Source organism: Nocardia sp. MH4 (assembly GCF_019266065.1).
GTDB lineage: Bacteria > Actinomycetota > Actinomycetes > Mycobacteriales > Mycobacteriaceae > Nocardia > Nocardia canadensis.
Genome location: NZ_LPNR01000125.1, coordinates 52,843 through 78,300, shown reverse-complemented (window position 1 = coordinate 78,300; position 25,458 = coordinate 52,843). Strand labels below are relative to the sequence as shown.

35 protein-coding genes are annotated in these 25,458 nt (G+C 69.2%); 31 read left to right on the top strand and 4 right to left on the bottom strand.

The window, feature by feature from the left end; all coding sequences use genetic code 11:
• Positions 1-16: 16 nt before the first annotated feature.
• The 11 genes from ATM97_RS29380 (at position 17) to lexA (ending at position 9,827) form a co-directional block, all read left to right on the top strand.
• Positions 17-1,282 carry a glutamate-5-semialdehyde dehydrogenase gene (locus ATM97_RS29380; protein ID WP_218721451.1) on the top strand — a complete coding sequence of 422 codons (1,266 nt, stop codon included), beginning with the start codon at positions 17-19 and terminating at the stop codon, positions 1,280-1,282.
• Positions 1,279-2,157, top strand: coding sequence for a MoxR family ATPase (locus ATM97_RS29375; RefSeq protein WP_218721450.1), 879 nt, complete (start codon positions 1,279-1,281; stop codon positions 2,155-2,157). The genes ATM97_RS29380 and ATM97_RS29375 overlap by 4 nt, the downstream gene beginning before the upstream one ends.
• Before the next feature lies 1 nt (position 2,158).
• A complete protein-coding gene (locus ATM97_RS29370) occupies positions 2,159-3,550 on the top strand; it encodes a VWA domain-containing protein (protein WP_218721449.1) in 1,392 nt (463 codons plus the stop codon).
• Positions 3,551-3,561: 11 nt separating this feature from the next.
• On the top strand, positions 3,562-3,903 hold the full coding sequence (locus ATM97_RS29365) for an MmcQ/YjbR family DNA-binding protein (RefSeq protein ID WP_218721448.1): 342 nt from the start codon (positions 3,562-3,564) through the stop codon (positions 3,901-3,903).
• Positions 3,904-4,055: 152 nt separating this feature from the next.
• Positions 4,056-5,045: a hypothetical protein gene (locus tag ATM97_RS29360; protein ID WP_218721447.1), complete on the top strand. Its 990-nt coding sequence runs from the start codon at positions 4,056-4,058 to the stop codon at positions 5,043-5,045.
• A gap of 11 nt (positions 5,046-5,056) precedes the next feature.
• Positions 5,057-5,698 carry a nicotinate-nucleotide adenylyltransferase gene (gene nadD / locus ATM97_RS29355; RefSeq protein ID WP_218721446.1) on the top strand — a complete coding sequence of 214 codons (642 nt, stop codon included), beginning with the start codon at positions 5,057-5,059 and terminating at the stop codon, positions 5,696-5,698.
• Between the two features lie 28 nt (positions 5,699-5,726).
• Positions 5,727-6,140, top strand: a complete 414-nt coding sequence (gene rsfS, locus ATM97_RS29350; RefSeq protein ID WP_218721445.1) for a ribosome silencing factor — start codon at positions 5,727-5,729, stop codon at positions 6,138-6,140.
• On the top strand, positions 6,137-6,796 hold the full coding sequence (locus ATM97_RS29345; protein ID WP_218721444.1) for a histidine phosphatase family protein: 660 nt from the start codon (positions 6,137-6,139) through the stop codon (positions 6,794-6,796). Before rsfS ends, ATM97_RS29345 begins: the two co-directional genes overlap by 4 nt.
• Entirely contained in the window at positions 6,786-8,249 is a 1,464-nt protein-coding gene (octT, locus tag ATM97_RS34665) for a diglucosylglycerate octanoyltransferase (RefSeq protein ID WP_255588600.1), read from the top strand. The genes ATM97_RS29345 and octT overlap by 11 nt, the downstream gene beginning before the upstream one ends.
• A gap of 3 nt (positions 8,250-8,252) precedes the next feature.
• Entirely contained in the window at positions 8,253-9,095 is an 843-nt protein-coding gene (locus tag ATM97_RS29335; RefSeq protein ID WP_218721443.1) for a DegV family protein, read from the top strand.
• An 81-nt stretch (positions 9,096-9,176) separates the two neighbouring features.
• Positions 9,177-9,827: a transcriptional repressor LexA gene (lexA, locus tag ATM97_RS29330; protein ID WP_218721442.1), complete on the top strand. Its 651-nt coding sequence runs from the start codon at positions 9,177-9,179 to the stop codon at positions 9,825-9,827.
• Between the two features lie 11 nt (positions 9,828-9,838).
• On the opposite strand, the gene ATM97_RS29325 is transcribed toward lexA, so the two are convergent.
• Positions 9,839-10,801: a DUF2332 domain-containing protein gene (locus ATM97_RS29325; protein ID WP_218721441.1), complete on the bottom strand. Its 963-nt coding sequence runs from the start codon at positions 10,799-10,801 to the stop codon at positions 9,839-9,841.
• Between the two features lie 179 nt (positions 10,802-10,980).
• Here ATM97_RS29325 and ATM97_RS29320 point away from each other — a divergent pair, with 179 nt between their 5' ends.
• From ATM97_RS29320 to ATM97_RS29310, 3 genes are all read left to right on the top strand, one after another.
• On the top strand, positions 10,981-11,940 hold the full coding sequence (locus ATM97_RS29320) for a ComEA family DNA-binding protein (protein WP_218721440.1): 960 nt from the start codon (positions 10,981-10,983) through the stop codon (positions 11,938-11,940).
• 307 nt (positions 11,941-12,247) lie between these two features.
• Positions 12,248-13,321 carry a hypothetical protein gene (locus ATM97_RS29315; protein ID WP_218721439.1) on the top strand — a complete coding sequence of 358 codons (1,074 nt, stop codon included), beginning with the start codon at positions 12,248-12,250 and terminating at the stop codon, positions 13,319-13,321.
• Positions 13,260-14,921 carry a recombinase family protein gene (locus ATM97_RS29310; RefSeq protein ID WP_218721438.1) on the top strand — a complete coding sequence of 554 codons (1,662 nt, stop codon included), beginning with the start codon at positions 13,260-13,262 and terminating at the stop codon, positions 14,919-14,921. Before ATM97_RS29315 ends, ATM97_RS29310 begins: the two co-directional genes overlap by 62 nt.
• Here ATM97_RS29310 and ATM97_RS29305 read toward each other — a convergent pair.
• From ATM97_RS29305 to ATM97_RS29295, 3 genes are all read right to left on the bottom strand, one after another.
• Positions 14,905-15,654: a hypothetical protein gene (locus ATM97_RS29305; RefSeq protein WP_218721437.1), complete on the bottom strand. Its 750-nt coding sequence runs from the start codon at positions 15,652-15,654 to the stop codon at positions 14,905-14,907. The two genes, ATM97_RS29310 and ATM97_RS29305, sit on opposite strands and share 17 nt — an antisense overlap.
• 48 nt (positions 15,655-15,702) lie before the next feature.
• Positions 15,703-16,026 carry a helix-turn-helix domain-containing protein gene (locus ATM97_RS29300; protein WP_218721436.1) on the bottom strand — a complete coding sequence of 108 codons (324 nt, stop codon included), beginning with the start codon at positions 16,024-16,026 and terminating at the stop codon, positions 15,703-15,705.
• A gap of 465 nt (positions 16,027-16,491) precedes the next feature.
• Positions 16,492-17,073: a helix-turn-helix transcriptional regulator gene (locus ATM97_RS29295; protein WP_218721435.1), complete on the bottom strand. Its 582-nt coding sequence runs from the start codon at positions 17,071-17,073 to the stop codon at positions 16,492-16,494.
• Between the two features lie 203 nt (positions 17,074-17,276).
• Here ATM97_RS29295 and ATM97_RS29290 point away from each other — a divergent pair, with 203 nt between their 5' ends.
• From ATM97_RS29290 to ATM97_RS29210, 17 genes are all read left to right on the top strand, one after another.
• Positions 17,277-17,561 (top strand): helix-turn-helix transcriptional regulator, encoded by a 285-nt coding sequence (locus ATM97_RS29290; protein WP_218721434.1) that lies wholly within the window; start codon positions 17,277-17,279, stop codon positions 17,559-17,561.
• Entirely contained in the window at positions 17,558-17,707 is a 150-nt protein-coding gene (locus ATM97_RS29285) for a hypothetical protein (protein WP_218721433.1), read from the top strand. The genes ATM97_RS29290 and ATM97_RS29285 overlap by 4 nt, the downstream gene beginning before the upstream one ends.
• A 370-nt stretch (positions 17,708-18,077) precedes the next feature.
• Positions 18,078-18,479 carry a hypothetical protein gene (locus ATM97_RS29280; protein ID WP_218721432.1) on the top strand — a complete coding sequence of 134 codons (402 nt, stop codon included), beginning with the start codon at positions 18,078-18,080 and terminating at the stop codon, positions 18,477-18,479.
• Positions 18,476-18,823: a hypothetical protein gene (locus ATM97_RS29275; RefSeq protein WP_218721431.1), complete on the top strand. Its 348-nt coding sequence runs from the start codon at positions 18,476-18,478 to the stop codon at positions 18,821-18,823. The genes ATM97_RS29280 and ATM97_RS29275 overlap by 4 nt, the downstream gene beginning before the upstream one ends.
• A complete protein-coding gene (locus ATM97_RS29270; protein WP_218721430.1) occupies positions 18,820-19,038 on the top strand; it encodes a hypothetical protein in 219 nt (72 codons plus the stop codon). Before ATM97_RS29275 ends, ATM97_RS29270 begins: the two co-directional genes overlap by 4 nt.
• Positions 19,038-19,703 carry a WhiB family transcriptional regulator gene (locus ATM97_RS29265; protein WP_218721429.1) on the top strand — a complete coding sequence of 222 codons (666 nt, stop codon included), beginning with the start codon at positions 19,038-19,040 and terminating at the stop codon, positions 19,701-19,703. Before ATM97_RS29270 ends, ATM97_RS29265 begins: the two co-directional genes overlap by 1 nt.
• The gene (locus ATM97_RS29260) at positions 19,703-19,951 is read left to right on the top strand and encodes a hypothetical protein (protein WP_218721428.1); all 249 of its coding nucleotides are present in this window, start codon (positions 19,703-19,705) and stop codon (positions 19,949-19,951) included. The genes ATM97_RS29265 and ATM97_RS29260 overlap by 1 nt, the downstream gene beginning before the upstream one ends.
• On the top strand, positions 19,948-20,373 hold the full coding sequence (locus tag ATM97_RS29255) for a hypothetical protein (protein ID WP_218721427.1): 426 nt from the start codon (positions 19,948-19,950) through the stop codon (positions 20,371-20,373). The genes ATM97_RS29260 and ATM97_RS29255 overlap by 4 nt, the downstream gene beginning before the upstream one ends.
• Positions 20,370-20,546, top strand: coding sequence for a hypothetical protein (locus ATM97_RS29250; protein WP_218721426.1), 177 nt, complete (start codon positions 20,370-20,372; stop codon positions 20,544-20,546). The genes ATM97_RS29255 and ATM97_RS29250 overlap by 4 nt, the downstream gene beginning before the upstream one ends.
• Positions 20,543-20,719: a hypothetical protein gene (locus ATM97_RS29245; RefSeq protein WP_218721425.1), complete on the top strand. Its 177-nt coding sequence runs from the start codon at positions 20,543-20,545 to the stop codon at positions 20,717-20,719. Before ATM97_RS29250 ends, ATM97_RS29245 begins: the two co-directional genes overlap by 4 nt.
• A complete protein-coding gene (locus ATM97_RS29240) occupies positions 20,716-21,255 on the top strand; it encodes a hypothetical protein (protein ID WP_218721424.1) in 540 nt (179 codons plus the stop codon). The genes ATM97_RS29245 and ATM97_RS29240 overlap by 4 nt, the downstream gene beginning before the upstream one ends.
• Before the next feature lie 2 nt (positions 21,256-21,257).
• A complete protein-coding gene (locus ATM97_RS29235) occupies positions 21,258-22,148 on the top strand; it encodes an ATP-binding protein (protein ID WP_218721423.1) in 891 nt (296 codons plus the stop codon).
• Positions 22,145-22,570: an HNH endonuclease gene (locus tag ATM97_RS29230; protein ID WP_218721422.1), complete on the top strand. Its 426-nt coding sequence runs from the start codon at positions 22,145-22,147 to the stop codon at positions 22,568-22,570. Before ATM97_RS29235 ends, ATM97_RS29230 begins: the two co-directional genes overlap by 4 nt.
• Positions 22,567-23,358, top strand: coding sequence for a phage antirepressor (locus tag ATM97_RS29225; protein ID WP_218721421.1), 792 nt, complete (start codon positions 22,567-22,569; stop codon positions 23,356-23,358). Before ATM97_RS29230 ends, ATM97_RS29225 begins: the two co-directional genes overlap by 4 nt.
• Positions 23,358-24,569, top strand: a complete 1,212-nt coding sequence (locus ATM97_RS29220) for a hypothetical protein (protein ID WP_218721420.1) — start codon at positions 23,358-23,360, stop codon at positions 24,567-24,569. Before ATM97_RS29225 ends, ATM97_RS29220 begins: the two co-directional genes overlap by 1 nt.
• The gene (locus ATM97_RS29215; RefSeq protein WP_218721419.1) at positions 24,566-24,772 is read left to right on the top strand and encodes a hypothetical protein; all 207 of its coding nucleotides are present in this window, start codon (positions 24,566-24,568) and stop codon (positions 24,770-24,772) included. Before ATM97_RS29220 ends, ATM97_RS29215 begins: the two co-directional genes overlap by 4 nt.
• Positions 24,769-25,389: a hypothetical protein gene (locus tag ATM97_RS29210; protein WP_218721418.1), complete on the top strand. Its 621-nt coding sequence runs from the start codon at positions 24,769-24,771 to the stop codon at positions 25,387-25,389. The genes ATM97_RS29215 and ATM97_RS29210 overlap by 4 nt, the downstream gene beginning before the upstream one ends.
• Positions 25,390-25,458: the final 69 nt, after the last annotated feature.

The window sequence follows — 25,458 nt, the reverse complement described above, 5'->3', positions numbered from 1 at the left end:
GCGTACGCTGATACCCATGACGGTAGAAGTGACCCCTGAGCTCGACATCCGCGCAGCGGTGCACGACGCCGCCCGCAGGGCTCGCGTCGCGTCCCGTGTGCTGGCTCAGCTGACCACGGCGCAGAAGAACGAGGCCCTGCACGCGGCGGCCGACGCCCTGCTCGCCGCCGCCGACCGCGTGCTGGCGGCCAACGCCGCCGACATCGCGACCGCGCAGGCCGCGGGCACCGAGGAGAACCTGCTCGACCGCCTGCGGCTGACCAAGGCCCGCATCGACGGCATCGCCTCCGGCCTGCGCCAGGTGGCCGGGCTGCCCGATCCGGTGGGCGTCGTCGTGCGCGGTTCCACGCTGCCCAACGGCCTCGAGATCCGCCAGACCCGGGTGCCGCTCGGCGTGGTCGGCATGGTCTACGAGGCGCGTCCCAATGTCACCGTCGACGCGTTCGGCCTGGCACTCAAGTCGGGCAACGCCGCACTGCTGCGCGGCTCCTCCTCGGCCGCGAACTCCAATGCCGCGCTCGTCGAGGTGCTGCGCGAAGCGCTTGTCGCCCAGGGCGTCCCGGCCGATGCGGTCCAGCTGCTGCCCAGCCACGACCGTTCCAGCGTCACCCACCTGATCCAGGCGCGCGGCCTGGTCGACGTGGTCATCCCGCGTGGTGGCGCCGGCCTGATCAACGCGGTGGTGCGCGACGCGCAGGTGCCGACCATCGAGACCGGCACCGGCAACTGCCACGTCTACGTGCACTCCGCCGCCGATCTGGACATGGCCGAGGCCATCCTGCTCAACGCCAAGACCCGCCGTCCCAGCGTCTGCAACGCCGCCGAGACCGTCCTCATCGACGCGGCGGTCGCCGAGACGGCGCTGCCCCGGCTGAGCAAGGCGCTCGAGGATGCCGGAGTGACCATTCACGGCGATCTGCCCGGCCAAGTGCCCGCCACGGATGCCGACTGGGGTGAGGAGTACCTCACGCTGGATATCGCGCTGAAGGTCGTCGACGATCTCGATGCCGCCGTCGACCACATCAACACCTGGGGCACCGGCCACACCGAGGCCATCGTCACCGCCGATCTGGCCGCCGCGCGGGAGTTCACCACCCGCGTCGACGCCGCCGCGGTGATGGTGAACGCGTCCACCGCGTTCACCGACGGCGAGCAGTTCGGGTTCGGCGCCGAGATCGGCATCTCCACCCAGAAGCTGCACGCCCGCGGCCCGATGGCACTGCCCGAACTCACCTCCACGAAGTGGATCGTGTGGGGCGACGGCCAGACTCGGCCGGTGTGATCGTGACGCTTGTACAGGAACCGATCTTCACCTCGGTCGACGACGTCATCACCCGCCTGGCCGAGACCGGCTACCTGGCCGACAAGGCCACCGCCACCTCGGTCTTCCTGGCCGACCGGCTGGGTAAGCCGCTGCTCATCGAGGGCCCGGCCGGTGTCGGCAAGACCGAGCTGTCGCGCGCGGTGGCCCAGGTCGCCGGCGCCGAACTGGTCCGGCTGCAGTGCTACGAGGGTGTCGACGAGGCCCGCGCGCTCTACGAGTGGAACCACGCCAAGCAGATCCTGCGGATCCAGGCGTCGAGCGAGAACGACTGGGCCGAAACCAAAGCCGACGTCTTCACCGAGGAATTCCTGCTCTCGCGCCCGCTGCTCACCGCCATCCGGCGCAGCGAGCCGACGGTGCTGCTGATCGACGAGACCGACAAGGCCGACGTCGAGATCGAGGGCCTGCTGCTCGAGGTGCTCAGCGATTTCGCGGTGACCGTGCCGGAACTGGGCACCATCACCGCCACCCGGAAGCCGTTCGTGGTGCTCACCTCGAACGCCACCCGCGAGCTGTCGGAGGCGCTCAAGCGCCGCTGTCTGTATCTGCACCTGGACTTCCCCGACGAAGACCTGGAGCGTCGGATCCTGGCCAGCCGGGTGCCCGAGCTGGCGGAGTCGGTCGCCGAGCAGCTGGTCCGGATCGTGCACGTGCTGCGCGGGATGCAGCTCAAGAAGCTGCCGTCGGTGGCCGAATCGATCGACTGGGGTCAGACCCTGCTGGCCCTGGGCGCGGCAGACCTCGACGATGCCACCGTGCGCGCCACCCTCGGCGTGGTGCTCAAGCACCGCAGCGACCACCAGCGCGCGCTGGCCGAGCTGAAGCTGGCCTGAGATGACTGCGCCTGCCCCGCACGGACTCGGCGGGCACGTGGCCGGGTTCGTCGCGGCATTGCGGGCCCGCGGTGTGCCGGTCGGGCCGTCGGAGACCGTCGACGCGGGCCGGGTGCTCACCGTGCTCGATCTGCTCGATCGCGAGTCCGTGCGGGAGGGGCTGGCGTGCGCGTTGTTGCGCCGCCCCACCCATCGCGCCACCTTCGACGGGCTGTTCGACCTGTGGTTCCCGGTCGCGGTGGGGGAGCGCACCACCGAGACACGGGACCTGCCCCGCACACCCGACGGCCAGATCGACCTGCCTGCCCTGCGCGAGCAGCTCGCCGAGCTGCTCGCCGCGGAGGACGGGGGTCGGCAGCTGGAGTTGCTGGCCGGACAGGTCGTCGAACAGCTCGGCCAGTACCAGTCCGCGCGCGGACCGTCGTTCTCGGCCTATCAGGCGATGAAAGACCTTGCGCCGCAGACCTTGCTGTCGCGGGTGCTGGCGGGGCTCGCGCTGCCGCCGGACGCGAGCGAGCGCGACACCGAGGTGGCCCAGCGGATCGTCCGGGAACGGATCGCCGGCTTCCGGGCGAGCGTGGAAGCCGAGACCAACCGTCGCGTCGCCGAACAGATCGGGCGCGACCGTGTCGCTACCTACGGTGTGGCCCGCCAAGCCGAGGACGCCGACTTCCTGCGTGCCTCCGAACGCGAACTCGTCGAACTACGTCGCGGCAGCCAGCGGCTGGCCCGAATCCTGGCGTCGCGCTTGGCCGTGCGGCGCAAGAAGGCCCGCCGTGGCGAGATCGACCTGCGCAAAACCCTACGGGCGTCGATGTCGACCGGTGGTGTGCCGATCGATCTGGTGAATCGCAAGCCACGGCCCGGCCGCCCGGAACTGGTGCTGCTGTGCGACATCTCGGGCTCGGTGGCCGGCTTCAGCAACTTCACCATGCTGCTGGTGAGCGCGCTGCGCGAACAGTTCTCCCGGGTCAGGATCTTCGCCTTCGTCGACCGCACCGACGAGGTCACCGGCTTCTTCGACCCGTACGCCGGCCTCGACAACGTGCTCACCAGGATCTTCACCGAGTCGCGGATCATCGACGCCGACGGACACTCCGACTACGGCCAGGCGCTGACCACCTTCGCCGACAACTTCGGTGACGCCGTCACCAGCCGCAGCTCGCTGCTGGTGCTCGGCGACGGCCGCACCAACTACCGCAATCCGAAGCTCGACGTCCTGCGTCAGCTCGTCGACACCGCCCGGCACGCGCACTGGCTGAACCCGGAGCCGCGGAACCTGTGGGGCACCGGTGATTCGGCGGCCCGCGACTACGGCGAGGTGATCGAGATGCACGAATGCCGGTCGGCCCGGCAGCTGACCGATGTGGTCTCCCGGTTGTTGCCCGTGTGAAGGAGCTGGTGATGAGCGAGGATCTGCTGGCCTACTGCCTGGCCAAACCCGGTGCCTGGCAGGACGAACCGTGGGAGGGTGACGTCGTCGCCAAGGTCGGCGACAAGATCTTCGCCTTCCTCGGCGGCGGCGACTCGATCGGCCTCAAGTGCGGCCGTGACCGCGCCGAAGCCGACGAACTGGTGCACGTCTATCCCGACGATGTCACCGCCTCGGCCTACATCGGCCGCTACGGCTGGAACAGCGTCACCGTGGGCGGTGCCGTCCCGCCCGACGAACTGCGTGAGCTGATCGACGCCTCCTACGACGCGATCGTGGCCAAACTGCCGAAGTCCAAGCGCCCCACGGTCTGATCGTTTCAGCGGACGTTAAGCCGCTTACAGGCGCCATCCACCAAGATCACCGCCATGCTGGCAGGGGCGTCGCGCGACGACGAGCGGTTCGGTCGACGGGCGTCGGCCGACACGGTGGTACGAGTGGTGGCACGGCGGGCGCGGTCGACCCGGTGACCGATCCGCTCGCGAACCCCGGTGCCGGAGCCGTTCCGTCGCCGTGCGCGGCACCCGACAGCACGGTCCCGTCCGGCGAGATCGTGCGCCCCGAGCACCTGCGTCCGGGTGCGGGGGCACGGGCGGCGCGGCGGCTTGCCGATCTCGCGGCGACCCGGCTGGCCGACGCGCCCGCCGCCGCGGAGGATCAGTTGCGCCGCGCCCTGGTCGTGGGCTGTGGCGAACTGGACGGGCGCGAGCTGGCCGAGCTGCGTACCCGCCTGGTCACCGCCATCGCGGCTCAACCACGCCGGGATCGCGACCTGGCCAGGGCGGCGGCGGCCGCCGCCGCGTGCTGGCACCCGATCTCGCCGGCCGACGCGGCGCACCTGTGGGTAGTCGCGGGCCGGGCCTGGGCCAGGGCGGGCAGGCACGCCGAGGCGGTCACGGCCTTCGACCGGCCCCTGCTCACCGGTGCCATCGCCTATCCGCCCGGTGAGCTGGCCCTGGTCCGCGCCGAGTTCGCCGAGTCGCTGCTGCGGCTCGGCCGCTACCGGCAGGCCGCCTGGCAGTTCACCGAGGCCGCCCGGCTGCTCGCGAACGCGCCCACCCACCGCCGCAGGCACGCCGACCTGGTCTGGTCGGCGGCCGTCGCCCGCGAGTGCTGCGGGCAGGAATCGGCGGCGCTGGGCGGCTATCTGCGCGCCGCGGGCCTGTGGGGTGAGCTGGACAAGATCGTGCCGCGCGCGCGCTGTCTGCGCGCGGCGGCCTGGCTGCAACTGCGGGGTCCCGCGGGCCGGATGCGCGGTCCGTGGTGGGTCACCATCGACGTGCTGATGGCCGAACTGAATCAGCGGCTCGCCGCCGAACCTGCTGCGCACATCGCCGACGAGCTCGATCGCACCCGCGCCCAATTCGCCCAGATGTGCGCGCAGGCATCGGGCCCGAACGACCGCCCGGCCGCTCGGGGGCGGTCCGGTCCGGTCGAGTGGTGGCAGTCCCGTTAAGCTCGGACCTCATGCACGAGACAGCTCGGCCGCGCCGCAAGCTCGGCGTCATGGGCGGCACGTTCGATCCGATTCACCACGGTCACCTGGTCGCGGCCAGCGAGGTCGCGAACCGGTTCGAGCTCGACGAGGTCATCTTCGTCCCCACCGGCCAGCCGTGGCAGAAGGTGAACAAGCAGGTCAGTCCCGCCGAGGACCGCTACCTGATGACCGTCATCGCCACCGCGTCCAACCCGAGGTTCTCGGTCAGCCGGGCCGACATCGAACGCAACAAGGTCACCTACACGGTGGACACCCTGCGCGAGATGCAGAACGCCCATCCCGACGCCGAGCTGTACTTCATCACCGGTGCGGACGCGCTGGCCAACATCCTGACATGGCAGGATTGGACCGAACTGTTCGAACTGGCGAAGTTCGTCGGGGTGAGCCGTCCGGGGTACGAGCTGAACACCGACCATCTCGAGGAGCATCTGCGGGACCTGCCCGCCGATGCCGTCACGATGATCGAGATCCCCGCGCTGGCCATCTCGTCGAGTGAGTGCCGCCGCCGCGCCGCGGAGGGTCGGCCGGTCTGGTACCTCGTCCCCGATGGCGTGGTGCAGTACATATCGAAGCGGCACCTGTATGTGCCCGCAGGAACGGAAGGTAGCTGACGTTGAGCCACACGAGCGAGGTGCAGTCGTGACTGCCACTACCGAAGCGGTCGAAATGGCCAAGGTCGCCGCACTCGCGGCCGACGACAAGCTCGCCACCGACGTCGTCGTCCTCGACGTCTCCGAGCAGCTGGTGATCACCGACTGCTTCGTGATCGCCTCGGCGCCCAACGAGCGCCAAGTCAACGCGATCGTCGACAACGTCGAGGAGAAGCTGCGCGAGGCCGGCCACAAGCCGGTCCGCCGCGAGGGCACCCGCGAGGGCCGCTGGGCGCTGCTCGACTACGTCGACATCGTCGTGCACATCCAGCACAACGACGAGCGCAATTTCTATGCGCTGGAGCGGTTGTGGCGTGACTGCCCGACCGTGGCCGTCGAGGGCATCGCCACCCCGGCGACACCCGCCGCCGACGACGCACAGGTAGAGGGCGACACCGAGTGAGCAAGTACGCCCATGTGCGCACGCTGATCCTGCTGCGGCACGGGCAGACCGAGTGGAACGCCGCCGACCGGATGCAGGGCCAGATCGATACCGATCTCACCGACCTCGGCAGGCAGCAGGCCAAAGAGGCAGCGCGGGAACTGGTGTCCCGTAACGCGATCGCGGTCCATGCCTCCGATCTGCGCCGCGCCAAGGAAACCGCGCAGGCGCTCGGCGACATCAGCAATCTGCCGGTCGTCACCGATCAGCGGCTGCGTGAGACCCACCTGGGTGACTGGGAGGGGCTGACCCACCTCGAGGTCGACGCCGACTACCCCGGCGCGCGCGTGCAGTGGCGTCTCGACGCCACCTACACACCGCCCGGTGGCGAGAGCAAACTCGAAGTGGGCGCGCGTGCGCTGCCCGTGGTGCGCGAACTGTACAACGAGAGACAGGATTGGCCCGGCCGGACTATCATCCTGGTGGCGCACGGCGGGCTGATCGCTGCCCTCACGGCCGCGTTGCTGGAACTGCCTCCGGAGAACTGGCCTGCCCTCGGTGGGCTGGCCAATACGAGCTGGGTGCAGCTGTCCAGCCACGGGCCCGACATCGACCGACCCGGCTGGCGCCTCGATGTTTGGAACGCAGCGGCGAAGGTAGCTCCCGATGTCCTCTGAAGAGCCCGTCCGATCGGTACCGGACGAACTGTTCCAGCAGGTGACGGCCAAGCCCGGACGGCAATTGCCGGACGCGCTGTTCGGTCCGCCACCCGCTGAGCCCGCACGCCCCGAGCGTGAGGAGCCCATCCGTTCGGTACCGGACGAACTCTTCAAGCAGGTCACCGCGCGCAGCGAGCGCTCGCTACCCGATGCGCTGTTCGGCCCGCCGCCCGCGGCGGTCGTCGCCGAGTCCGAGCAGGCCGACGCCGCGACAGCTGACGCGGCGACCGGCTCGTCCGACGAGGCGGACGCCGACGGCGACGGCGAGCCTGCCACAGCGGGCACCGCTGTCACCGAGGCCGCGGTCGAGGATTCCGTCGCCCGGACCGAGGCCGAACCGGCTGTCGCGCAGCCGGATACCGCCGAGTCGGCGGTCGTCACCGAGATGGGCGCGGACACCGAGGATGCCGTGGCGATGACCGCCTCGGTGGCCGAACCCGCCGTGGCGCAGGACCTCCAGTCGGCAAGTGCGGCTGATGGTTCCGACGCTACGTCGGCCGACACGTCGCCGGGCGACGAGCCGGGGGCGGATGCGGTCGCGACGGACGAGTCCGTCGCGGTGGCCGCCGAGTCCGTCGCGGTTACCGAGGTCTCCGCGCCGGTCGTGGAGACCGCTGTCGCGCAGAGCGAATCGCTCGTCGAGGCGGCCGCGGAGGTCGTGCTCGTCGAGGAAGCCACCGCGCCCCGGCCGGTGGAGTCCGCCTCGCCGCGCCCCGTCCTGCTGGTGATCGCCGACTCGCTCGCCTACTACGGTCCCAAGGGCGGCCTGCCTGCCGACGATCCCCGGATCTGGCCGAATATGGTGGCCGCCGAACTGGATTGGGATGTCGAGCTGATCGCGCGGATCGGCTGGACCTGCCGCGATGCCTACTGGGCGTTGATCGGCGACCCGCGGGTGTGGGCCGCCGTGCCCCGGGCGGGTGCTGTCGTGTTCGCCGTCGGTGGCATGGACACATTGCCCTCGCCGCTGCCGACCGCGCTGCGCGAGCTGATCCGCTATATCCGTCCGCCCAAGCTGCGTCGTGGCGTGCGCGCCTCGTACAACTGGCTGCAGCCCAAGCTGTCGAAACTCGGTCGGCCCGTGGCGCTTCCGCCGAAGGTGAGTGTCGACTACCTCGAGCAGTCGCGGGAGGCGCTGCATCATCTGCGTCCCGAGCTGCCCGTGGTCGCGGTGCTGCCGTCGGTGCACAAGTGCGATGCCTACGGGCGGGTGCACCGGGGCCGGGCGCGCGCGGTCAAGGCACTGCAGGCGTGGTCGGGCCGCACCTCGGTGCCGCTGGTCGACCTCGGCGAGGCCGTGCGCGACGACATCGAGTCGGGTGCGGCGAACCCGGACGGCATCCACTGGGGCTGGGCCGGGCACGCGGCGGTGGCGACGGCGATGACCAAGACTCTGCAGGAGGTCCGGTAGTCCGTGACCGTTGTCGTGGTCACCGATTCGGCGGCCGGGCTGTCGGCCGACGTCGTCGGCGAGCTCGGTATCGAAGTGGTCCCGTTGCACGTGCTCGTCGGCGACCGGGAGATCCGGGAGGGCGTCGACCCCGTCGAGATCGATTACTCGACGGACTCGGTCACCACCTCGGCTGCCTCGCCGGGCGAGCTGCGCGAAGTCTACGAGCGGGCATTGAGCCGCAGTGACGGCGACGGTGTCGTCGCCGTGCACCTGTCGCGCACCTTGTCGGCGACGTGGGAGTCCGGCCGGCAGGCCGTTCGCGACATGGGTGCCGAAGACCGAGTGCGCCTGGTGGATTCGCTGGGGGCGGGCTTGGCGACCGGTCTGCCCGTGCTCGCGGCCGCCCGTCGCGCGCGGGCGGGCGAGGCGCTGGACGCGGTCTACGAACGCGCCGTGACGGCCGCCGCCCGCGCCCGCACGTTCATCCTGGTCAATCGGACCGAGCAGCTGCGCAAGGGCGGCAGGCTCAGCAGCGCCGCCGCGTTCTTCGGCAGCGAACTGGTGACGAAGCCGTTGCTGCAGCTGGTCGACGGCAAGCTGGAACTGCGCGAGAAGGTGCGCACGCGCTCGCGCGCCTACGCCAAGCTGGTCGCGGCCGCCGTGGAGGCGGCCGGGCGCGATCGCGCGGCCCTGGCGGTCCAGCACCTGGGCGCCGCCGATGCCGCCGAGACGATCGCGGCCCAGCTGCGCGAACAGGTCCCGGAGGTCGAGGAGCTGTACGTCGGCGAGTTCGGCCCCACCCTCGGAGTCCATCTCGGCGTCGGCGCGCTCGGTGTGCTCGTCGTGCCCGGCGGGTGTTCCTGACCGGCGCCGATTTCCGGTGCGGCAGGGCACGCCGGGAGGCTGCGCCGACGCTCCGGCACGGTGGGCCTCTACGATGCCCCGGTGACCGGATACGACGACTTCGACTTCCCCGACACCGCGCACCTGCCGCCCCGCAGGCAACACATCCTCGCCGTGATCCGGGATTCGGTGCTCGCGCACGGCTACGCGCCGAGCGCGAGGGAGATCGCCGACGCCGTCGGCCTGCGCTCCACCTCTACGGTCTCCCAGCATCTGAAGGCGCTGGAGGAAGACGGTTTCCTGCGCCGCGGCACCGGGATGGCGCGCCAGACCGATGTGCGACTGTTCCTGCGTGACACCCCGGCCGCCGGCTCCAGCGCCTCGGTGAGCGTGCCGGTGGTCGGCGACATCGCCGCGGGCACGCCGATCCTGGCCGAACAGCACGCCGACGACGTGCTGACGCTGCCGCGTGAACTCGTCGGTCGTGGTGAGGTTTTCGGACTCCGGGTGCGCGGTGACTCCATGATCGACGCCGCGATCTGCGACGGTGATCTGGTTGTTGTGCGCAGCCAGCGGGAGGCGAACAACGGCGACATCGTCGCCGCCATGATCGGCGAGGAAGCCACCGTCAAGGTGTACCGCCGGCGCAACGGCCATGTCCTGCTCGAACCCCGCAATCCCGCCTACTCGGTCATCGACGGCGACGAGGCCGTGATCCTGGGCCGGGTGGTGTCGGTGATGCGCCGCGTCTGAGGCCGCCCCTGCTACGCCGGGCCGAACCAGTCCAGTGACTGACCGTGCGGCCCGGCGTAGGCTACCGGCTCGCCGTCGACCGCAAGCACCATCCGCGCTGTGTTCGAATCCCGTTCGGGCAGTAGGTCGGTGAACTCGGCGACCACCCCGGTGCCCTCCTGGGACACCCAATGGCAGGGCAGCGCACGCACCGACGCGACGAACTCCGCGCGCGTCAGCGCCGACAGGTAGGTGAGCACAGCGCTGTGGAACACGACCACCGTGCTGTCGCTGGGCGCCGTGTGGACCAGCTCGGCGATCTGTTCGTTCAGATCTCCCGGCACCAGCAGCGGTGGATTCGCGGCGGCGATCGCGCAGGCATTGCGCAGCCTGGTGAGCCGCTGGTCCTGCCCCGGCCAGACGAGGGCTTCCAGCCACTGCCGATCCTGCCGGTCCGCCGCGTTCAAGGGGTTCAGGTCGACCCCGGCGCGATGGACCACCTCGGGCAACCGATCCGGAATCGGCGCGGGCCCGGTTACGGTGCACCGCAAGACCACTGACGACGGACCGTCCGCGGGATCCAGGGCGCGCCCGCCGTAGCGATAGCTGAAACGGTCCGGGTAGAGACACAGTCCCGCCGATGCGCCCACTTCGATGAGCGACAACGGTCCCGGCAGCCGAGCGAGGATCGGCAGCAAGGTTGCCGCACGACCCGCTTCGTTGGTCTGGGTACGGCGAGCGAGTGCGGTCGCCGCGATCGATGGCCAGCGTGCGATCAGCTGCGCACGGAAATCGCGGTACGGCACCGCGATCGCGCCGTTGACCCGCGCCGCCGCCAGCACCAGGTTGGGCTGCTGTTTGTCCGTCGGCAGTTCGGCGATCAGCGCGAGCACCGGTGGATCGTCGGCGATGTCGATCGCACGCCGGTGGTACAGCGGAGAATTGCCGCTCACCTCGCGCTGCGCGAAGTCGCGGAAACGTTGTGCCAGGTCCATGGATCCATCCGTACGTGGTCTCGGCCATGTCCGCACCGTATTCGCTCGGGCAGCGTGCATCCCGGTCTCGACGACCGAGAAACCGCGAGTTGTCCACAGGCTCGAGGTTGTCCACAGCTTCGCTCGAGACCCAGGTCGGCGCCGGTTTCGCGGGCTCGCCGGCTCGTAGCGTCGCTGCCATGTCACGACACGACGAACACGAGCGGGTACGGCAACGGCTGGGCGGGCTGGCGTTGCGCGACAAACCCGGGACCCGAGGGGCGCTGCGCGACGAGCCCGACACGGCACGCCCGCGCGGCGGCACCGGCACCGAAGGGCGGTGGGCCGAGGAGGATCTCCCTTCGACGGGGGAGGTGCGTTCGCCGGGCTGGCTCGACGACGGCGCCGACTCCGGTGGCCTGCGCCGATTCGTCCCGGACCGGTTCCGGCAGACGCGGGTCGATCCCGGCCGCCGGGGTGCTGTGGTCTTGGGCCTGGTGGGTCTGGCAGCGGTGGTCTGCACCGGCGTGCTGGTCCTGCGCGATCAGCCGACGCCACAGGCGTTGCCACCGGTACCGGTCGTCCGCGCGGAGAGCGCGGGCGCCCCCGCGGAACCGAGCGCCGGCATGGCCGCGGTCGCCGGCACCATGCCGAGCCCGCCAGCGGAAGTCGTTGTCAGCGTGGTGGGTCTGGTCGAACGACCGGGCCTGCACCACCTGCCCGGTGGCGCCCGTGTCGCCGACGCCATCGAACGGGCAGGCGGTGCGACCGACGGTGCCGACCTCGCCGGGCTGAACCTGGCCCAGCGCCTCACTGACGGCGACCAGGTCGTCGTCGGCACGACTGGCCCACAATCGGGACCCCCACTCCTTGGCAGCGCGATGATCGGCGCCGCCGACCGCGCACCCACGACAGGACAGAACACCTCCGGCCCGCCGGCCCCGAATACCAACGCCCAGAACACCAGAGCGCGTATCAACCTGAACACCGCGACGGAAGCCGAACTGGACGCGCTCCCCGGCGTCGGCCCGGTCACCGCCCAAGCCATCCTCGCCTGGCGCACCACCAATGGCCGATTCACCGATATCGCCCAACTCGGCGAAGTCGACGGCATCGGCCCCGCCCGCCTGGCCCGCCTCCGTGATTTGGTGACGACATGACCGAATCGGTCCAGCCATCCGGTGCGACCGGTGATGGTCCCTGCCAGGCGAAAGTCGCGGCCCGAATCGGTGCGGCACCGGCGGTCTCGGGCGAAGATACGGCCGGGGCGAGCGATGGTGCGGAGTACGGCGCCAACGAATCGCCCCTGCCCGCGAATCCCGCGGTGAGCGGCGGGTTCTCGACCTGCTGCGCGGACCGCGTCGAACACGCCCACAGCAGTATGGAATTCGGGTGTTTCGGGATGTCGTCGGTGCTCGGGCGGGGTGGGGTCTGTCCGGATTCGCCGGTGCGGTGCCCGGGACCGGAATGAGCACGGCGGCTCAGCAGGAGGCGGGAACGGAGGAGCCGGAACGGCAGGTGCTGGACATGCGCCTGGTACCGGCGGCGCTGGGATGTTGGGGCGCGACGATCGTGGCGGTGTCGCTGGGGTGGTTCGTCGGCCTGGTGCTGGCGGTCGGTGCGGTGGTCGTCGCAATCGGATTGTGGGTGGTGTTGCTGTGGGCGATCGCGCACGAGCGTGAACGATGGCGAGTCGTCGCGATCGCCGGGTTGGCGGTGATGCTGGTGACCGCCGGTTTCGGGGCCGCAGGCGCGTGGCGTGCGCACCATGTGCAGACACACCCGCTCCGGGAATCGTTCGGGCGGACGGTGACGGTGCTGGCAGTGGTCACCGACGATCCGAAACCGATGCGGGCGGGCGGGTTCGGTGGACAACGGCGGTGGATCGTCCCTGCGGAGCTGCATGAGTACGGAGGCGGTACGCCACCCCAGAGTGACGGGAAGCTCGGCTCGACGAGCGCGGGGGTCGGCGGGGTGTCGGGGTCTGCGAGCGCTGGGGCCGACGGAGTGTCCGGTTCTACGAGTACTCGGGCCGACGGAGACTTCGGTTCTACGACCAATCGAGCCGGCGGGGAACGCGGGTCGACCGCCACTCGGGTCGGCGGGGCGCTCGTCATCCTTGCGCCGGGGGAGGGCTGGGCGGACCTGTCTCCCGGCCAGGTGATCCGGTTTCGGGCGAAGGTCGCCGAACCGAACCGATCGGATCTGACAGTGGCCGCGCTGCACCCCGTCGCCGAGGCGGAACGTGTCGGGACACCCCCGTGGTGGCAGCGAATGGCCGGGGGCGTGCGGGCAGATCTGGCGATGGCCTCGGCCAGAGCGTTGCCACCCGCCGCGGCGGGATTGCTGCCCGCGCTCGTCGTCGGCGATACCGCCGCGCTATCCGACGAGGTCAGGGACAACTTCGAAATCGCAGGCCTGCAACACCTTTGCGTGGTGAGCGGTGTGATTAGTCAATACCCAGATGTAACATTGCCGCATGGATTGGCAGTGGGATCAGATCGAGGCGATCATTCTCGCGCGCGTCTCCGACGACCGTGACGGACACAGCGACTCGACAAGCCAGCAGGTAGAAGAGGCGGTCGAGGAGTGCAGGGACCGCGGCGCGACCGTCCTCGAGATCCTGGTCGAGGACGACATCGGAGCGTCGCGGTATTCCCGCAAGGCCCGCCCCAACTTTGACCGCGCACTGCGGTTGCTCCGGGAGAAATCAGCCAAACGCCGAATGCTGATCACGTGGGAGTCGTCGCGCTCGACGCGTCAGCTCAAACGACACCTCGAGCTGCGCGAGGCACTGGAGGAAGCCGGTGCGCTGTGGATGTACGGGGGCCGCGTCTACGACATGCGCGATCCCGACGACCGCAAGCGCACCGCCCAGGACGCCATCGAGGACGAGTACGAGGTGGAGAAGACCCGGCGTCGGGTGATGCGCGACCTTCGCAAGGTTGCCGCTGACGGTCGGCCGCATGGCAAGCTGGCCTACGGCTACAAGATCATCCGCGATGAGAAGACCGGCAAGGCGATCGGCCGCGAGATCTTCAAGGAGCAGGCCGACATCGTCCGCGAGATCGCCCACCGACTCCTCAACGGCGAGAAAGTGCACGGCATCGTCACGGACTTGAACAACCGCGGCATCCCGGCGCCGCGGCCGGCGCGCAAGGGGCCCGACGCGGGAGGCCCTGCTCGGTGGCGGTCGAACTCGATGCGCACGCTCATCCTCTCGCCCACCTACGCAGCGCTACGCGTGACGCATGGTGAAGTCACCGGATCGGCAACCTGGCCGCCGATCCTCACAGCGGACCAGCATGAGCGGATCAAGGCGATCCTCAACGATCCGACTCGGCTGACGCATCGCGGCACCACGCCGGTGTGGCTTCTGACCTCGCCGGTGGGGATGTGCGGCGAGTGCGGCGGGGAGCTGGTCATCCGCAAGGGCAGGACCGGCAAGACGTACATGTGCGCGACGAACTTCTGCGTCGGCGCGATGGCCGACCAATTCGAGAAGCTGGTGGAGCTGGCAGTCCTGGACCGCCTGGAATCGCCGGATGTGCTCGAGCTGCTCGCCGCTGGTGATGAGGCGGCTACCGAGGCGTTCGAGGAAGAGCGGGCGTTGCAGGCGCGCCTGGACAACCTGATCGACCAGGCGGCCGACGGGTCGATCTCCGCCGCGGTGCTTGCACGGTTGACGGGCAAGCTTGAGCCTCAGATCGCCGCAGCGAAACGGCGCGCACAGGCGGCAATCTCGTCGCCGCTGGTTGCTGAGCTCGCCGGACCAGACGCCCGGGCGAAGTGGACGCCGATGGCCATGACCCAGAAACGCTCCGTGGTGCGGGCGTTGGTGGAGGTTCGACTGTTCCGGGGCGGGAAGGGGACGCGGGTACTGAACCCTCGGCGGGTGCACTTGCGGTGGGTGGGCTCCGATGAGCCCGTGCCGACCGAGCTACCGCCGCCTGTGCCCCTGTCCGAAGGAGGGGACCCGATGGACTTCCGAACGTGGGAGGTGAAGGAGTACCTGCGAACTGCCACCCTCGAGGAGCGCGCCCGCATCGTCGAGCTGGAGCGACAGGGACAGAGGCGCTACGACATCGTGCGTCGCAGCCTGAGCCCGACGCGTGCCGTGGTGATCAGCGACGGGGTCTGATCGCGGATCTCGGGATGCCGAGCAGGCCGGCAACCGTGATGCCGATGAGGCCGGGGACAGTCCACCACTGGCCATAGCAGCTGAGCCAGGCTGACGTCCGGCCGTGATCGAAGATCAGGCGTGACAGGACGAATGTCGCGATCACCGCGCTGATGCCGCCCGCCACGCCCATCGCGGCGAGCTGTCCGTGGAGGCCGTGGTCGCGCGATCCGACGACGGCGGCGGCAAGCACCAAGGTAGCGGTGACGATGATGACCGACCAGAAGGTGGCGGTGTACAGGACCGCCGCGGGGTCGGTGAACTGCTCTGTCTGGATAGCTGGGACCGTGCGAGCGGATGACAACCGCGACAGCGCGATGAGCGCCAGAGCTACTACCCCGCATCCGATCAGCGATGCAGGTCGCAAATCGGACGCCCGATCGCCGGGCAGCCGCTTCGTGAGGATGGTCAGACTCTGGCCGGCGAAGAAGCTGCACGCGGCGACGAGATAGAGGTAGCCGAGCAGATCCGAGAGGTTCTCGCCAAGTCGCATCGAGGCGAGGAACGGGTCGACCACCTCGTCGCCGATGGCGTTGAGCCCGAGCGCGGTTGCAGCGACGACCGAAGCAATCGCAACGGTGAAGCGTGGGAAGTCCAGGCCGTCGGATGCCATCTCCGAGTGGAACCTCAACCGCGCGAGCACGACTGCAGCAGAGATGAGCAGCAGTACGCAGGTCGATAGCAGGGGCAACACTTCGCGAGCGTATCGCCTGCGTGTGACAGATTCTGGGGATTCGCCAGCTCAGCCGGAGCGCTTCGGGTTGAGTGCTCGGCGCCAGGACTCGGCGGCTTGCCCTGCATGCGAGGGAATTTCGCCGCCCTCGACCATTGCGATTGCCTCGGCCCGGATGGTGGTGGGCGAGATGCCGAGGACGTGGGCGATCACCTCGAGCTCGGGTGCGGTGATCGCGCGCTCACCGAGCTCGATCCGCCTGTATGAGTTGGTCTTCATTCCGCAGGCGGCAGCGAACGCCGACATGACCGGCCACCGCTCTTTCCGCGCGCGCTCGATTACCAACCCGTAGGCAATCCTCAGCTGCCGCCTGAGCTCGTCGAAATCGGTCATGCTGCACCATGATTCGTGAGCCCCCATAGATGGGCAATGTACCAGCGATCGACAGGCGAACGGCCAGTTGCTGAAATGTGATGTTTAGGGTTTTTCAAATCTGAAAAATAGGATTTGCTGGGGACTAGCGTCGAGGCCAGAAGTTCCGTCCGGCAGGGTAAGGGGTTGGGCGGCGTAGCTGCCAGGGGGCAAAGTGCACGACTCCGGAGAGTTCGGCCAGCGAATTGCCGATGTGCTCGGGGTTGTGGAGCGACCGCCCATGGGCCGCATATCGGTCGCACCGGACGGCCTCCTGGAGATCGGCGCACTCCTGCTGCGCAATGGTCGGGTGTTCATCATCCCTCGCTGTGGCATATCGGCCCGGCAATCGGCGCTTCTGCGAGGCGAGGCTGAGGCTGCGGTGGTTCTTGGTCCGCGGCCTGGCTGGTATCAGCGTCGCGGCGAATGGGTGACCGGCGTACGGGACTACTGCACATCCTTCAGGGAGTCGAAGACTGCTTCTTCGTCCTCCGGTGCGAGCGGACCAAGCTTGGCTCGCCGACCCCATGCGAGGTCGTAGTCTCCCTGGTCGTCCCAGTCCGGGAACCGCGCCCGGCCGAGCTCGTCGATGAGTGCCTGTACGCGGGCGATGTCCTCGGCTGGCAGCAGCGCCAGGCGCTCCGCCGCGACGGCGATATTTGCGGCGCGGAGCTGGCCGAGCGCGTCATGGAAGTTCGTGTTGACCTTGGCCGTCGGGAAGCTCACGTCGACGGTAGGCCCGTCTTCGCCTGTGTCGTCTCGATCGGTCAAGGTCTGCTCGAACTTCGCCAGCTCATGCGGGTTCTCTCTCCATAGTTCGAGTGCCCCGACTGCGAAGCCCAGTGCCTGCTCGATCTTGGTCCGATTCGCATCCCAGGGCCATTTGTCACCGGACTCCAGCCCTCGGACCGTGCGGACGTCGACTTCGGCGGCGCGCGCGAACGCCGCCTGGTTCAACCCGCGCCGCAGGCGGGCGCGAGTCACGATCGCGCCAATCCTGCGCGTGAGCGCGTCATCTTCCGCAGTCATGCCTACATCTTGCGGTGCAAGAGTGTGCGTCTGCAAGCACGACGCTGCACGTTCATCACTGCGCATGACCAGCAACAATTCGCATTATTGCGCGCCAGATTCGTGCATAAGATCCACGACCTCGACTGTTCTGCTCTATTAATGCCGACATGATGACCGAAGATGCTTGCACGATTGCGCACGAGTGACGTAGCCTCGATCACGTGGCAAATCAAACTTCCTCCGGCGAGTTGGCGACAGGCAGCGCCGTTGTCGACGACCGCGTCCGGGTCGGAGTCACGCTCAGGACGCTGCGCGAACTGCGTGGGGCGTCCATCAAGCAGCTCGCCGAGGCCATGGACGTCAGCCCTCACTACCTGAACAACATCGAGAACGGGCACCGGCGGCTGACCAATGCGCTGCTCGTCCGTGCCGCGCAGTTCCTCGTCGTGCCGCAGCTAGCGATCCTTCAGCCAGAAGCGGTCGCGCCCGATGGAGCTGGCGAATGAGAACCGCGGGCAAGGTGTCGCCAGCGGAGCAGCGTTGGCTCGACGCGCAGCGCACCAAGTGGGTGCCGCTGTCTGAGCGTCAGGCGCTCGTCATCCGCAATGCTCTTCGGTCTGCCGATGCCAGCACGGAGGAGTCCGCAGCATGAGCACCGTCCTCGGCTACGGCCTCCTGTTCGTCGCCTGCTGGTGCGTCGCTGCGGCGATCGTTTCCCCCGCCCTCGGCCTGGCTCTCCGTGGCCACCGCCGTTCCTCCCGTCCGGCGCACCCCCACGCCCCCGGTGCGGGTCGGGTGCGCCCCGGTAGCACAGCCCGCGGCCGTCACGCCGCGTCGAGCGCCTACCGGAGGCCGCGCCACGCAGCTTCCTCGCTTCCGGCGCTTCGGCCCGTAGGCGAGGACGGCCCTGCCGCAGGGGACGCGGCAGGGCCCACCAATCTCGCCACCCCGTAAACGAGTTCGGCCGCCGGGGGTCCATCCCGGCGGCCGCGCGTCACAACAACTCAAGGAGCAGTCTACTCATGACGCACCCGCAGTCTAAGTCCCGCATCGACATCGCGGACCAGCTGAACACTTCCGTACTCGAATCGACCTTCCAGCAGCCGCCCGTCGCCGCCGCGCGCATCCTCGCCGCGATCACGGTCGCGAGGATCTCGCTCCACTTCCACGGCTACTCCGAGGATGCCCGCTGGGTCGGCGCGCACCTGGACAAGACCAGCAGCACCGATGCCACAGCCGTCTCCCATCTGGCGGACCGGTTGATCGAGCGGCTCCACATCGAGCACAAGGATGAGCCCGCGCCGATGGTGACTCGCGTGCTGCACGACAGCATCGTCACCGCGCTGGTCGAAGAGAACGCGCGGCTGCGCGCACAGCTCGCCATCGCCGCCGCCCACGCCGACGGCAAGGCGGTGCAGGCGTGAAGATCCTGGACACCCTGCGTCGCAGCGCGTTCGGGCGCCGCGCCCGCCACGACTTCGCCGAGACCCGCGAGACCGTCGATCAGATGCTCGCCCGGATCGACGCCATGCCGGTCGATCCGGCCTACGTCCACGCCGTCGGCCCAGACGGATACGAGACAGCGAAGCTGCCGGTCTTCACCCTGCAGCAGATCGAGCGCCAGGCCGACGGGAGCGTCCGCGTCCTCGTCGCCGCGGGTCGCCTGACGGGCGCGGTCGCGGCCATCGAGGCACCCCAGGTGCAGGTCGACGGCGGCCGGCCGATGCACGACCTGGACTTCGCGCTGGTGATGGGCGGTGTGCGATGAGCACTGTCGCCCACATCATCCAGTGCGCCATCGTCGGCGGCACCCTGATCGCGGTCGTCTACTTCTTCTACGCCCTGGTCCGGGCTGACCTGCGCGCCAACCCGCCGATGACCGTCGTCGCCTGCGACGAGGAGGTCGAGGACGGCGACGATCCCGGCGCCGACTGGGACCGCGGCCACGACCAGTGGGTCGACCGCCAGATCGGGGCGGCGTGATGGCTGAAATCGAATGGCGCGACCGCGCGGCTTGCAGGAATGAAGACCCGGAGCTGTTCTTCCCACTGCGCCTTGCTGACGCCGCGGGAGCGAAGGCCATCTGCGCGAAGAAGTGCAAGGTGCGCGAGACCTGCGCCCGCGAGGCCAAGCGCACCGCCACCTCGCACGGTGTGCATGGCGGCTACTTCCTGCCCGATCAGAAGGGCGCGCTGCGGAAGTACGTCGAGGTCCTGGAGCAGCGGCCACCGCGCGAGCTGATCACCTCTACCTGCGAGAGCTGCGGCAACGAGATCCATACCCGCGTCAGGCTGGTCATCTGCGGATCGTGCCGGGTTGCCGAGCGCGGTTCCGCTGTGCCCGCCGCGCCGGTGCGCGAGCACATCGAGGCCCTGATCAGCCAGGGGTGGACGCTCAAGCAGGTCTACGTCACCGCCGGTGTATCCCAGTCGACGGCGAGCAGGGTGGCGTGCGGCCGCGTCGAGGTCGTGACAAGCACCGCCGCGGACAAGCTGCTCAAGGTCTCCGGCACGCCACCGAAGCGACTGACTGGCGTGTGCCCGGTGTGTGAGCGGGACCTGCCCGCCTCGGCACACTCGCCGAAGACGGGACTGCGCGGCCACTGCTCGAAGAAGTGCCGGGACGCAGCCGCAGTGGCGGTGTCGTGATGGCCGCGTACTCCGACCTCGACCAGCTGGCCGCCGACACGCTCCAGCTCGTCGAGGACATCCAGGCCATCGACCCGGACCGCACCTTCGAGCACCTGACTCGTCGCTGCGAGCACGACCCAGCGCGCATGGCTCAGGTCGTGATGCTGCTGGCGATCTGGATGGATCCCGACGTCTCGCTGTCGGTGCTCGGCCAGCGCGCCGAGGCGCTCGCCGGTGGCCGCCTCGGGAAGGCGGTGTCCGCATGAGCGAGACCGTCCATGACCGGCTGGTCGCCCGCTTCATGGTCAGCCTGCAGCACACCAAGAAGGACCGCGATTTCGCTCGCCACCTCGCGCACTGCGTGCAGGCCGACCTCAGCCTCGGCGTGGTCGGTGTCGAGCGCGACGGCACCGCGACCAGCACCGGCGTGTCCTGGCGGGTGCCGGGCGTGGCGGAGCTCGCTGTCGCCGACGGGCAGGAGTCGGTCGGGCTCGCCCTGTTCAAGCGCCAGCTCACGCCGGACGAGGCCCGGCACCTCGCCGCGCAGCTGATCGACGCCGCGCACGAAGCGCGAGTCCAGCCCAGCCGCGCGCGGAATCGAGCGGCTATGGCCCAGTTCTGGGCGAGCCGAAAGCCCGCCCAGCAGCAGGAGCCATCGGACCTGCTCGACCTTCTGGAGGTGCCGTGATCCACGACTTCTGGGACGGCCGGTCCCGCACCCGCATCTCCGCCGAGCCCGACGGTCGCGTCGCCATCGAGGGCTACGACGGCGAGCTGCTGGTGCACCGCACCACCTACAGCTCGACGGTCGCCGCGCTCATCGCAATAGCCCTCACCCATGCCGCCAAGGAGGCGCGGTGAAGACATTCACGCACGGCTTCGGCAGCACGGAGATCACCGCCCAGCCGGACGGCGGGGTGCGCGTGGCGATCCTGCATGCCTCGCAGCTGCTGAGCCTCAACATCTACAGCCCCGACATGGCCAAGAGCATCGGCCTGGCCCTCATCGACGCAGCACAGGAGGCGACCCCATGACCGCCGAGATCCAGGCGTACACCGACGCCGACCTCGCGTACAAGATCGTGCTGCTCAAGACCCTCGCGGATCTGGTGCAGGAGGAGCTCGCCCGCGCCAAGGCGATCGCCGACGAGCAGCTGGCGAAGGGTGCCGGCATCCCGGCCCGCACCGCCGACGACGTGAAGCTGGGCCGGGTCACCAAGTCGGACCCGAAGCCGGTGCCGAAGATCGTCGACCGCGACGAGCTCGACGAGTGGATCCGCACCCAGTACCCGGACAAGCTCGAAACGCGAGCCGAGCTCGGCGACCTCGGCGAGATCGTGGCCCTGCTCAAGGACTCCGGGCGCGAGGACCTGTTCACCGTGGTCTCCGACATCCCGGCCTACCTGTACAAGCAGGCCGAGGCGCTGGCCAAGAACGGCCGCCCGGTCCCGGGTATCGAGCTGCGCACCCCGAAGCCGGTGGTGTCGGCGCGCAGCGAGATCGCTGCGGAGTACGTGGTGCGCCAGCTGCTGGCCGGTGCGCCGGTGCCGCTGCTCGGAATCGAGGCGTGAGCATGGATTTCGAGGAAGCTACCAAGGCCGCGGCGAAGGCGCGGATCGCTCTGACCGGTCCGGCCGGGGCGGGCAAGACCTACACCGCGCTGATGCTGGCGTCCGGCCTTGGCCAGAACATCGCCGTCATCGACACCGAGCGCGGCTCGGCCAGCAAGTATGTCGGCCGAAACGGGTGGGCGTTCAAGACGATCAAGCCCACCCGGTTCGCCCCGCTGTCGCTGGTCGACCACCTCGGTGTCGCCGCCGGCCACGGGTTCGACGTCCTCGTCATCGACAGCCTTTCCCACTACTGGGAGGGCACCGACGGGATGCTCGAGCAGGTCGACCGCCGTTCGGGGACCAGCAAGTTCACATCGGGCTGGAAGGAAGTCCGGCCAGAGGAGCGCCGGATGTTGGACGCGATCCTGGCCTTCCCCGGCCACGTCATCGTCACGCTGCGGTCGAAGCAGGAGTACGTCCTCACGACCAACGCCCGCGGCAAGCAGGAACCGACACGCGTCGGGATGAAGCCGATCCAGCGCGACGGCGTGGAGTACGAGTTCGACCTCGTCGGTGATCTGGATCTGGCGAACACGCTGACGGTGTCGAAGTCGCGCATCGAAGGCGTCGAGATGGGCGCCACGTACCCGCAGCCGGGTATCGAGCTCGCCATCGAGATCGACAAGTTCGTGTCGGCAGGCGCGCGGATTCCCTCCGCCGCCGAGTACCGCGAGCGGGCCATCGAGCTCACCGATCTGGACGAGCTGCGCGCGCTGTTCGAGGAGGTCTCCGGGCACCAGCTCGATGGCGCGCCCATGGTCGATCTCGAGGGCCGCCCGACTTTGCTCGGCGAGTTCATCCGCAAGCGCGGGCTGGTCGTGAAGATGTCGGCCAGCGAGCAGGGCGCATGAGGCGGGGCAAGCCGCGGCGCACCGGCCCGGACCGCGCCGTCGTCGAGCTGGTGCGCGCCCGGGCGGGGGAGCGCTGCGAGCGGTGTGCCTGGATGCTCCACGGCAACGGCCAGATCCACCACCGCGTGCCGCGCGGTATGGGTGGCAGCAAGGCGGCGTGGATCAACCGGCCGCCCAACCTCGTCCTGCTGTGCCTGCAGTGCCACTCGTGGGCCGAGAGCTATCGCGAGTCGGCGATGGACGCCGGGTGGCTGGTGCTGCGCCGTCACAACCCGGCCGCGACCCCGGTGCACTCCGTGCTGCACGGGGTTGTGCTACTGGCCGACGACGGGTCCGTTGTCCCAGCTCGCGACTCCGTTGCACCCCATATCTCCACACTGCGCGCCGACCTTGATCACGACGCCGAGGAGGCGACCCCATGACCAACCTGATGCCCTTCACCTACGAAGGCTCGCCCGTGCGCACTGTCGTGGTCGACGGCGAACCGTGGTTCGTCGCGCGCGACATCTGCACCATCCTTGGACTCGCCAACTTGTCGATGGCTATGCAGCGCCTGGCCGATGATGAGAAGGGGGTCAATCGGATTGACACCCCTGGCGGCGTCCAGGAGATGGCCGTCGTCAGCGAGTCCGGGATGTACGCGCTGGTGCTCCGGTCCGACAAGCCGGTCGCTGTGGGGTTCCGTCGCTGGGTCACCGGCGAGGTGCTGCCCACCCTCCGCAAGACCGGCAGCTACGGGGTCACCGAGCTTTCGCGCCGCGAGATTCTCACCATGGCACTCGAAGCGGAGGAGCGGGCCGACGCTGAGCAGCGCGCCCGGATCGAGGCCGAGCAGCATGCCCGCGCCCTCGAAGCCCCGGCCTCGGCGTGGTCGCACCTGGCCGAGTCCGCCGGCGACTACGGCGTGGCCGACGCGGCGAAGGTCCTCTCGCGCGACCCGAACATCACCATCGGCCGTGACCGCCTGTTCAAGTTCATGCAGGGCGAGGGCTGGATCTTCCGCGACACCGGCACCGGATCGTGGAAGGCGTATCAGACCCAGGTCGACCGCGGCCGCCTGACCGAGAAGCTGGGTACGCCGTTCCTGCACCAGCCGACCGGCGAGATGCGTATGCCCGCGCCGACGATCCGGATCACCACCAAGGGCTTGGCAGAGCTGCACAAGCGGCTCGGTGGTGACGGGCAGATGTCCCTGCTGGCGGTGTCCTGATGACCGGCGGAAGGTACGGGCGCACGCCGTATGCCGTGTGGGATCAGGACGACTACCTGGCGTTGGGTCCGCACGCGAAGCTCCTGGACTACGTGCTGCGCCAGCACGGCGGCATCTCCTTCTGCGGCCGCGCCGACTGGCGCCCCGCGCGGCTGACGGTCCGGTCGGGCCTGTCGGTGGAGGAGATTCGGACCGCGGGCGCCGAGCTGGTCGAGCGCGGGTTTGCGGTGATCGACGAGGGCACCGAAGAGATCCTGATGCGCAAGCACATCTTGTGGGACGAGCTGCTGCGCAACCCGAAGATGGCCGTTGCGGTCGTGAGGGCGTATGGGGATGTCGCGTCGCCGCTGGCGAAGGCTGCGGTGGTGACGGCGGTGCGTGAGGTTCACGCCGTCTCGCCGGAGTTCTCCTCGTGGACGAGTCCGGTGTCGAACTCGGGCGATCAGCTGGAGTGGCTGATGTCGCGGACCGCGCTGGACGAGATCGCCGAGGCCGATTCGATCACCAACCCGATTACCAATCAGATCACCAATCCGGTTGGTAATCAGGATCGGTCCGATTCGGTGTCATCAGACCTGGTCAATACCAACGGGATTAGTAATCGGATTGGCAACGACATCACGGATCAGATTCGGTCCACATCCCCAGGCACCAAGCACCTAACACCAGGCACCTCTAGTGGGGGCGTTACTGGGGTACCTCACCACGCGCACGCGAACGAGACCCCCAACCCCATCCCTCCCAAGAAATTCCACGACGAGCACAACGACGGTTGGGTCGTCGGCTGCGAGGAGTGCGAGCACCTCGAGGGCGAGTACATGGCGATCCTCGCCGCGGCTGTCGAGTTGCGGCGGCCGGCGGGTACCTGCTCGCTGCACCCGGACGGGACGACCGAGGCGTGTGGTCCGTGCGGGGATGCCCGGCGGGCACGCAAGCAGTGGGAGGACCAGCGCGTCCGGTGGCAGGCCGAGCAGCGCTCGCTGGCACGCCAGTCCGCCGCCGAGGCCCGCGCAGCCGAGATCGCCAACTGCGGGATGTGCGACGTCGACGGCTACCGCGGCACCACCGTCTGCGACCACGTCGCCCGGCAGCCACGGAAGTCCCTGCGGGCCATGGTCGCCGAGATGAAGGCCGAGGGTGCCGAACCCGATCTTGATCCGGCACAGGACGAACCAGGCCCCAATCCGCCCCCGCTGAGGTCGGTCTCATGACCCGCGACCGCTACGGCGAAGAGGTAGAAGACCAGCCCTGCCCGCACGGCTGCCGCAACGGGTGGCTGTCAGCGCCCGACGCGGACGTCGCCGTCGCCTGCCGCTGCCGCTGGCAGCGGATCCACAACACCAACAACGACTTCGCGGTTCGCGAGCCCAGTGCCCGTGCCGCCGCGGCGATCCGAGCAGAGGAGAACCGATGAGCACCACCCCGATCGTCTTCCTGGACACCGAGACCGACGGCGTTCATCCAGGCCGCAAGGTGTGGGAGATCGCGATGATTCGCCGCGACGAGCAGGGCGAGCGCGACACCTCGTTCTTCGTCGACATCGACCTCAGCACCGCCGATCCCTTCGGCCTCAAGGTCGGACGCTTCTACGACCGCCACCCGCAGGGCCGCGACCTGGCCGGCATCGACGACGACCAGGGCGACCCGTGGAGTCCCAACAACGCCTGGCATCCCGAGCTCGCCGCCCGCGAGGTGGCGCGCTGGACCCACGGCGCGCACATCGTCGGCGCGGTGCCGAACTTCGACACCGAGTGCCTCGCTGCGATGCTGCGCCGCCACCGGCTCACCCCGGCGTGGCACTACCACCTCATCGACATCGAAGCACTGGCTGTTGGCTACCTCCATGGCGGCGGACGCACCGACGTGATGCCGCGCGAGGCACGCGAGACCCTCGCGCTGCCGTGGAAGTCCGACGATCTGTCTCGCGCCATCGGCGTCGAGCCTCCCACCGAGGAGGAGCGGCACACCGCGATGGGTGATGCCCGCTGGGCGATGCGGGTCTACGACGCGATCACCGGCGGCCAGCAGTGACCGCCGCCTGCCAGCACTGGTCTATCCACGGTGGCCGCTGCACCGTCTGCGGCCTGCCTGCTCACCAGA

Bases quoted from the DNA above. Each gene is read 5' to 3' on its own strand.
- ATM97_RS29310 (WP_218721438.1), top strand. From the start codon at position 13,260: ATGGATTGGCAGTGGGATCAGATCGAGGCGATCATTCTCGCGCGCGTC.
- nadD (WP_218721446.1), top strand. From the start codon at position 5,057: ATGCACGAGACAGCTCGGCCGCGCCGCAAGCTCGGCGTCATGGGCGGC.
- ATM97_RS29260 (WP_218721428.1), top strand. From the start codon at position 19,703: ATGGCCGCGTACTCCGACCTCGACCAGCTGGCCGCCGACACGCTCCAG.
- ATM97_RS29285 (WP_218721433.1), top strand. From the start codon at position 17,558: ATGAGAACCGCGGGCAAGGTGTCGCCAGCGGAGCAGCGTTGGCTCGAC.
- ATM97_RS29295 (WP_218721435.1), bottom strand. From the start codon at position 17,073: ATGACTGCGGAAGATGACGCGCTCACGCGCAGGATTGGCGCGATCGTG.
- ATM97_RS29215 (WP_218721419.1), top strand. From the start codon at position 24,566: ATGACCCGCGACCGCTACGGCGAAGAGGTAGAAGACCAGCCCTGCCCG.
- ATM97_RS29230 (WP_218721422.1), top strand. From the start codon at position 22,145: ATGAGGCGGGGCAAGCCGCGGCGCACCGGCCCGGACCGCGCCGTCGTC.
- ATM97_RS29380 (WP_218721451.1), top strand. From the start codon at position 17: ATGACGGTAGAAGTGACCCCTGAGCTCGACATCCGCGCAGCGGTGCAC.
- ATM97_RS29370 (WP_218721449.1), top strand. From the start codon at position 2,159: ATGACTGCGCCTGCCCCGCACGGACTCGGCGGGCACGTGGCCGGGTTC.
- ATM97_RS29220 (WP_218721420.1), top strand. From the start codon at position 23,358: ATGACCGGCGGAAGGTACGGGCGCACGCCGTATGCCGTGTGGGATCAG.
- ATM97_RS29270 (WP_218721430.1), top strand. From the start codon at position 18,820: ATGAGCACTGTCGCCCACATCATCCAGTGCGCCATCGTCGGCGGCACC.
- ATM97_RS29325 (WP_218721441.1), bottom strand. From the start codon at position 10,801: ATGGACCTGGCACAACGTTTCCGCGACTTCGCGCAGCGCGAGGTGAGC.
- ATM97_RS29255 (WP_218721427.1), top strand. From the start codon at position 19,948: ATGAGCGAGACCGTCCATGACCGGCTGGTCGCCCGCTTCATGGTCAGC.
- ATM97_RS29265 (WP_218721429.1), top strand. From the start codon at position 19,038: ATGGCTGAAATCGAATGGCGCGACCGCGCGGCTTGCAGGAATGAAGAC.
- ATM97_RS29300 (WP_218721436.1), bottom strand. From the start codon at position 16,026: ATGACCGATTTCGACGAGCTCAGGCGGCAGCTGAGGATTGCCTACGGG.
- ATM97_RS29210 (WP_218721418.1), top strand. From the start codon at position 24,769: ATGAGCACCACCCCGATCGTCTTCCTGGACACCGAGACCGACGGCGTT.
- ATM97_RS29315 (WP_218721439.1), top strand. From the start codon at position 12,248: ATGAGCACGGCGGCTCAGCAGGAGGCGGGAACGGAGGAGCCGGAACGG.
- ATM97_RS29235 (WP_218721423.1), top strand. From the start codon at position 21,258: ATGGATTTCGAGGAAGCTACCAAGGCCGCGGCGAAGGCGCGGATCGCT.
- ATM97_RS29365 (WP_218721448.1), top strand. From the start codon at position 3,562: ATGAGCGAGGATCTGCTGGCCTACTGCCTGGCCAAACCCGGTGCCTGG.
- ATM97_RS29240 (WP_218721424.1), top strand. From the start codon at position 20,716: ATGACCGCCGAGATCCAGGCGTACACCGACGCCGACCTCGCGTACAAG.
- ATM97_RS29225 (WP_218721421.1), top strand. From the start codon at position 22,567: ATGACCAACCTGATGCCCTTCACCTACGAAGGCTCGCCCGTGCGCACT.
- ATM97_RS29280 (WP_218721432.1), top strand. From the start codon at position 18,078: ATGACGCACCCGCAGTCTAAGTCCCGCATCGACATCGCGGACCAGCTG.
- octT (WP_255588600.1), top strand. From the start codon at position 6,786: ATGTCCTCTGAAGAGCCCGTCCGATCGGTACCGGACGAACTGTTCCAG.
- ATM97_RS29320 (WP_218721440.1), top strand. From the start codon at position 10,981: ATGTCACGACACGACGAACACGAGCGGGTACGGCAACGGCTGGGCGGG.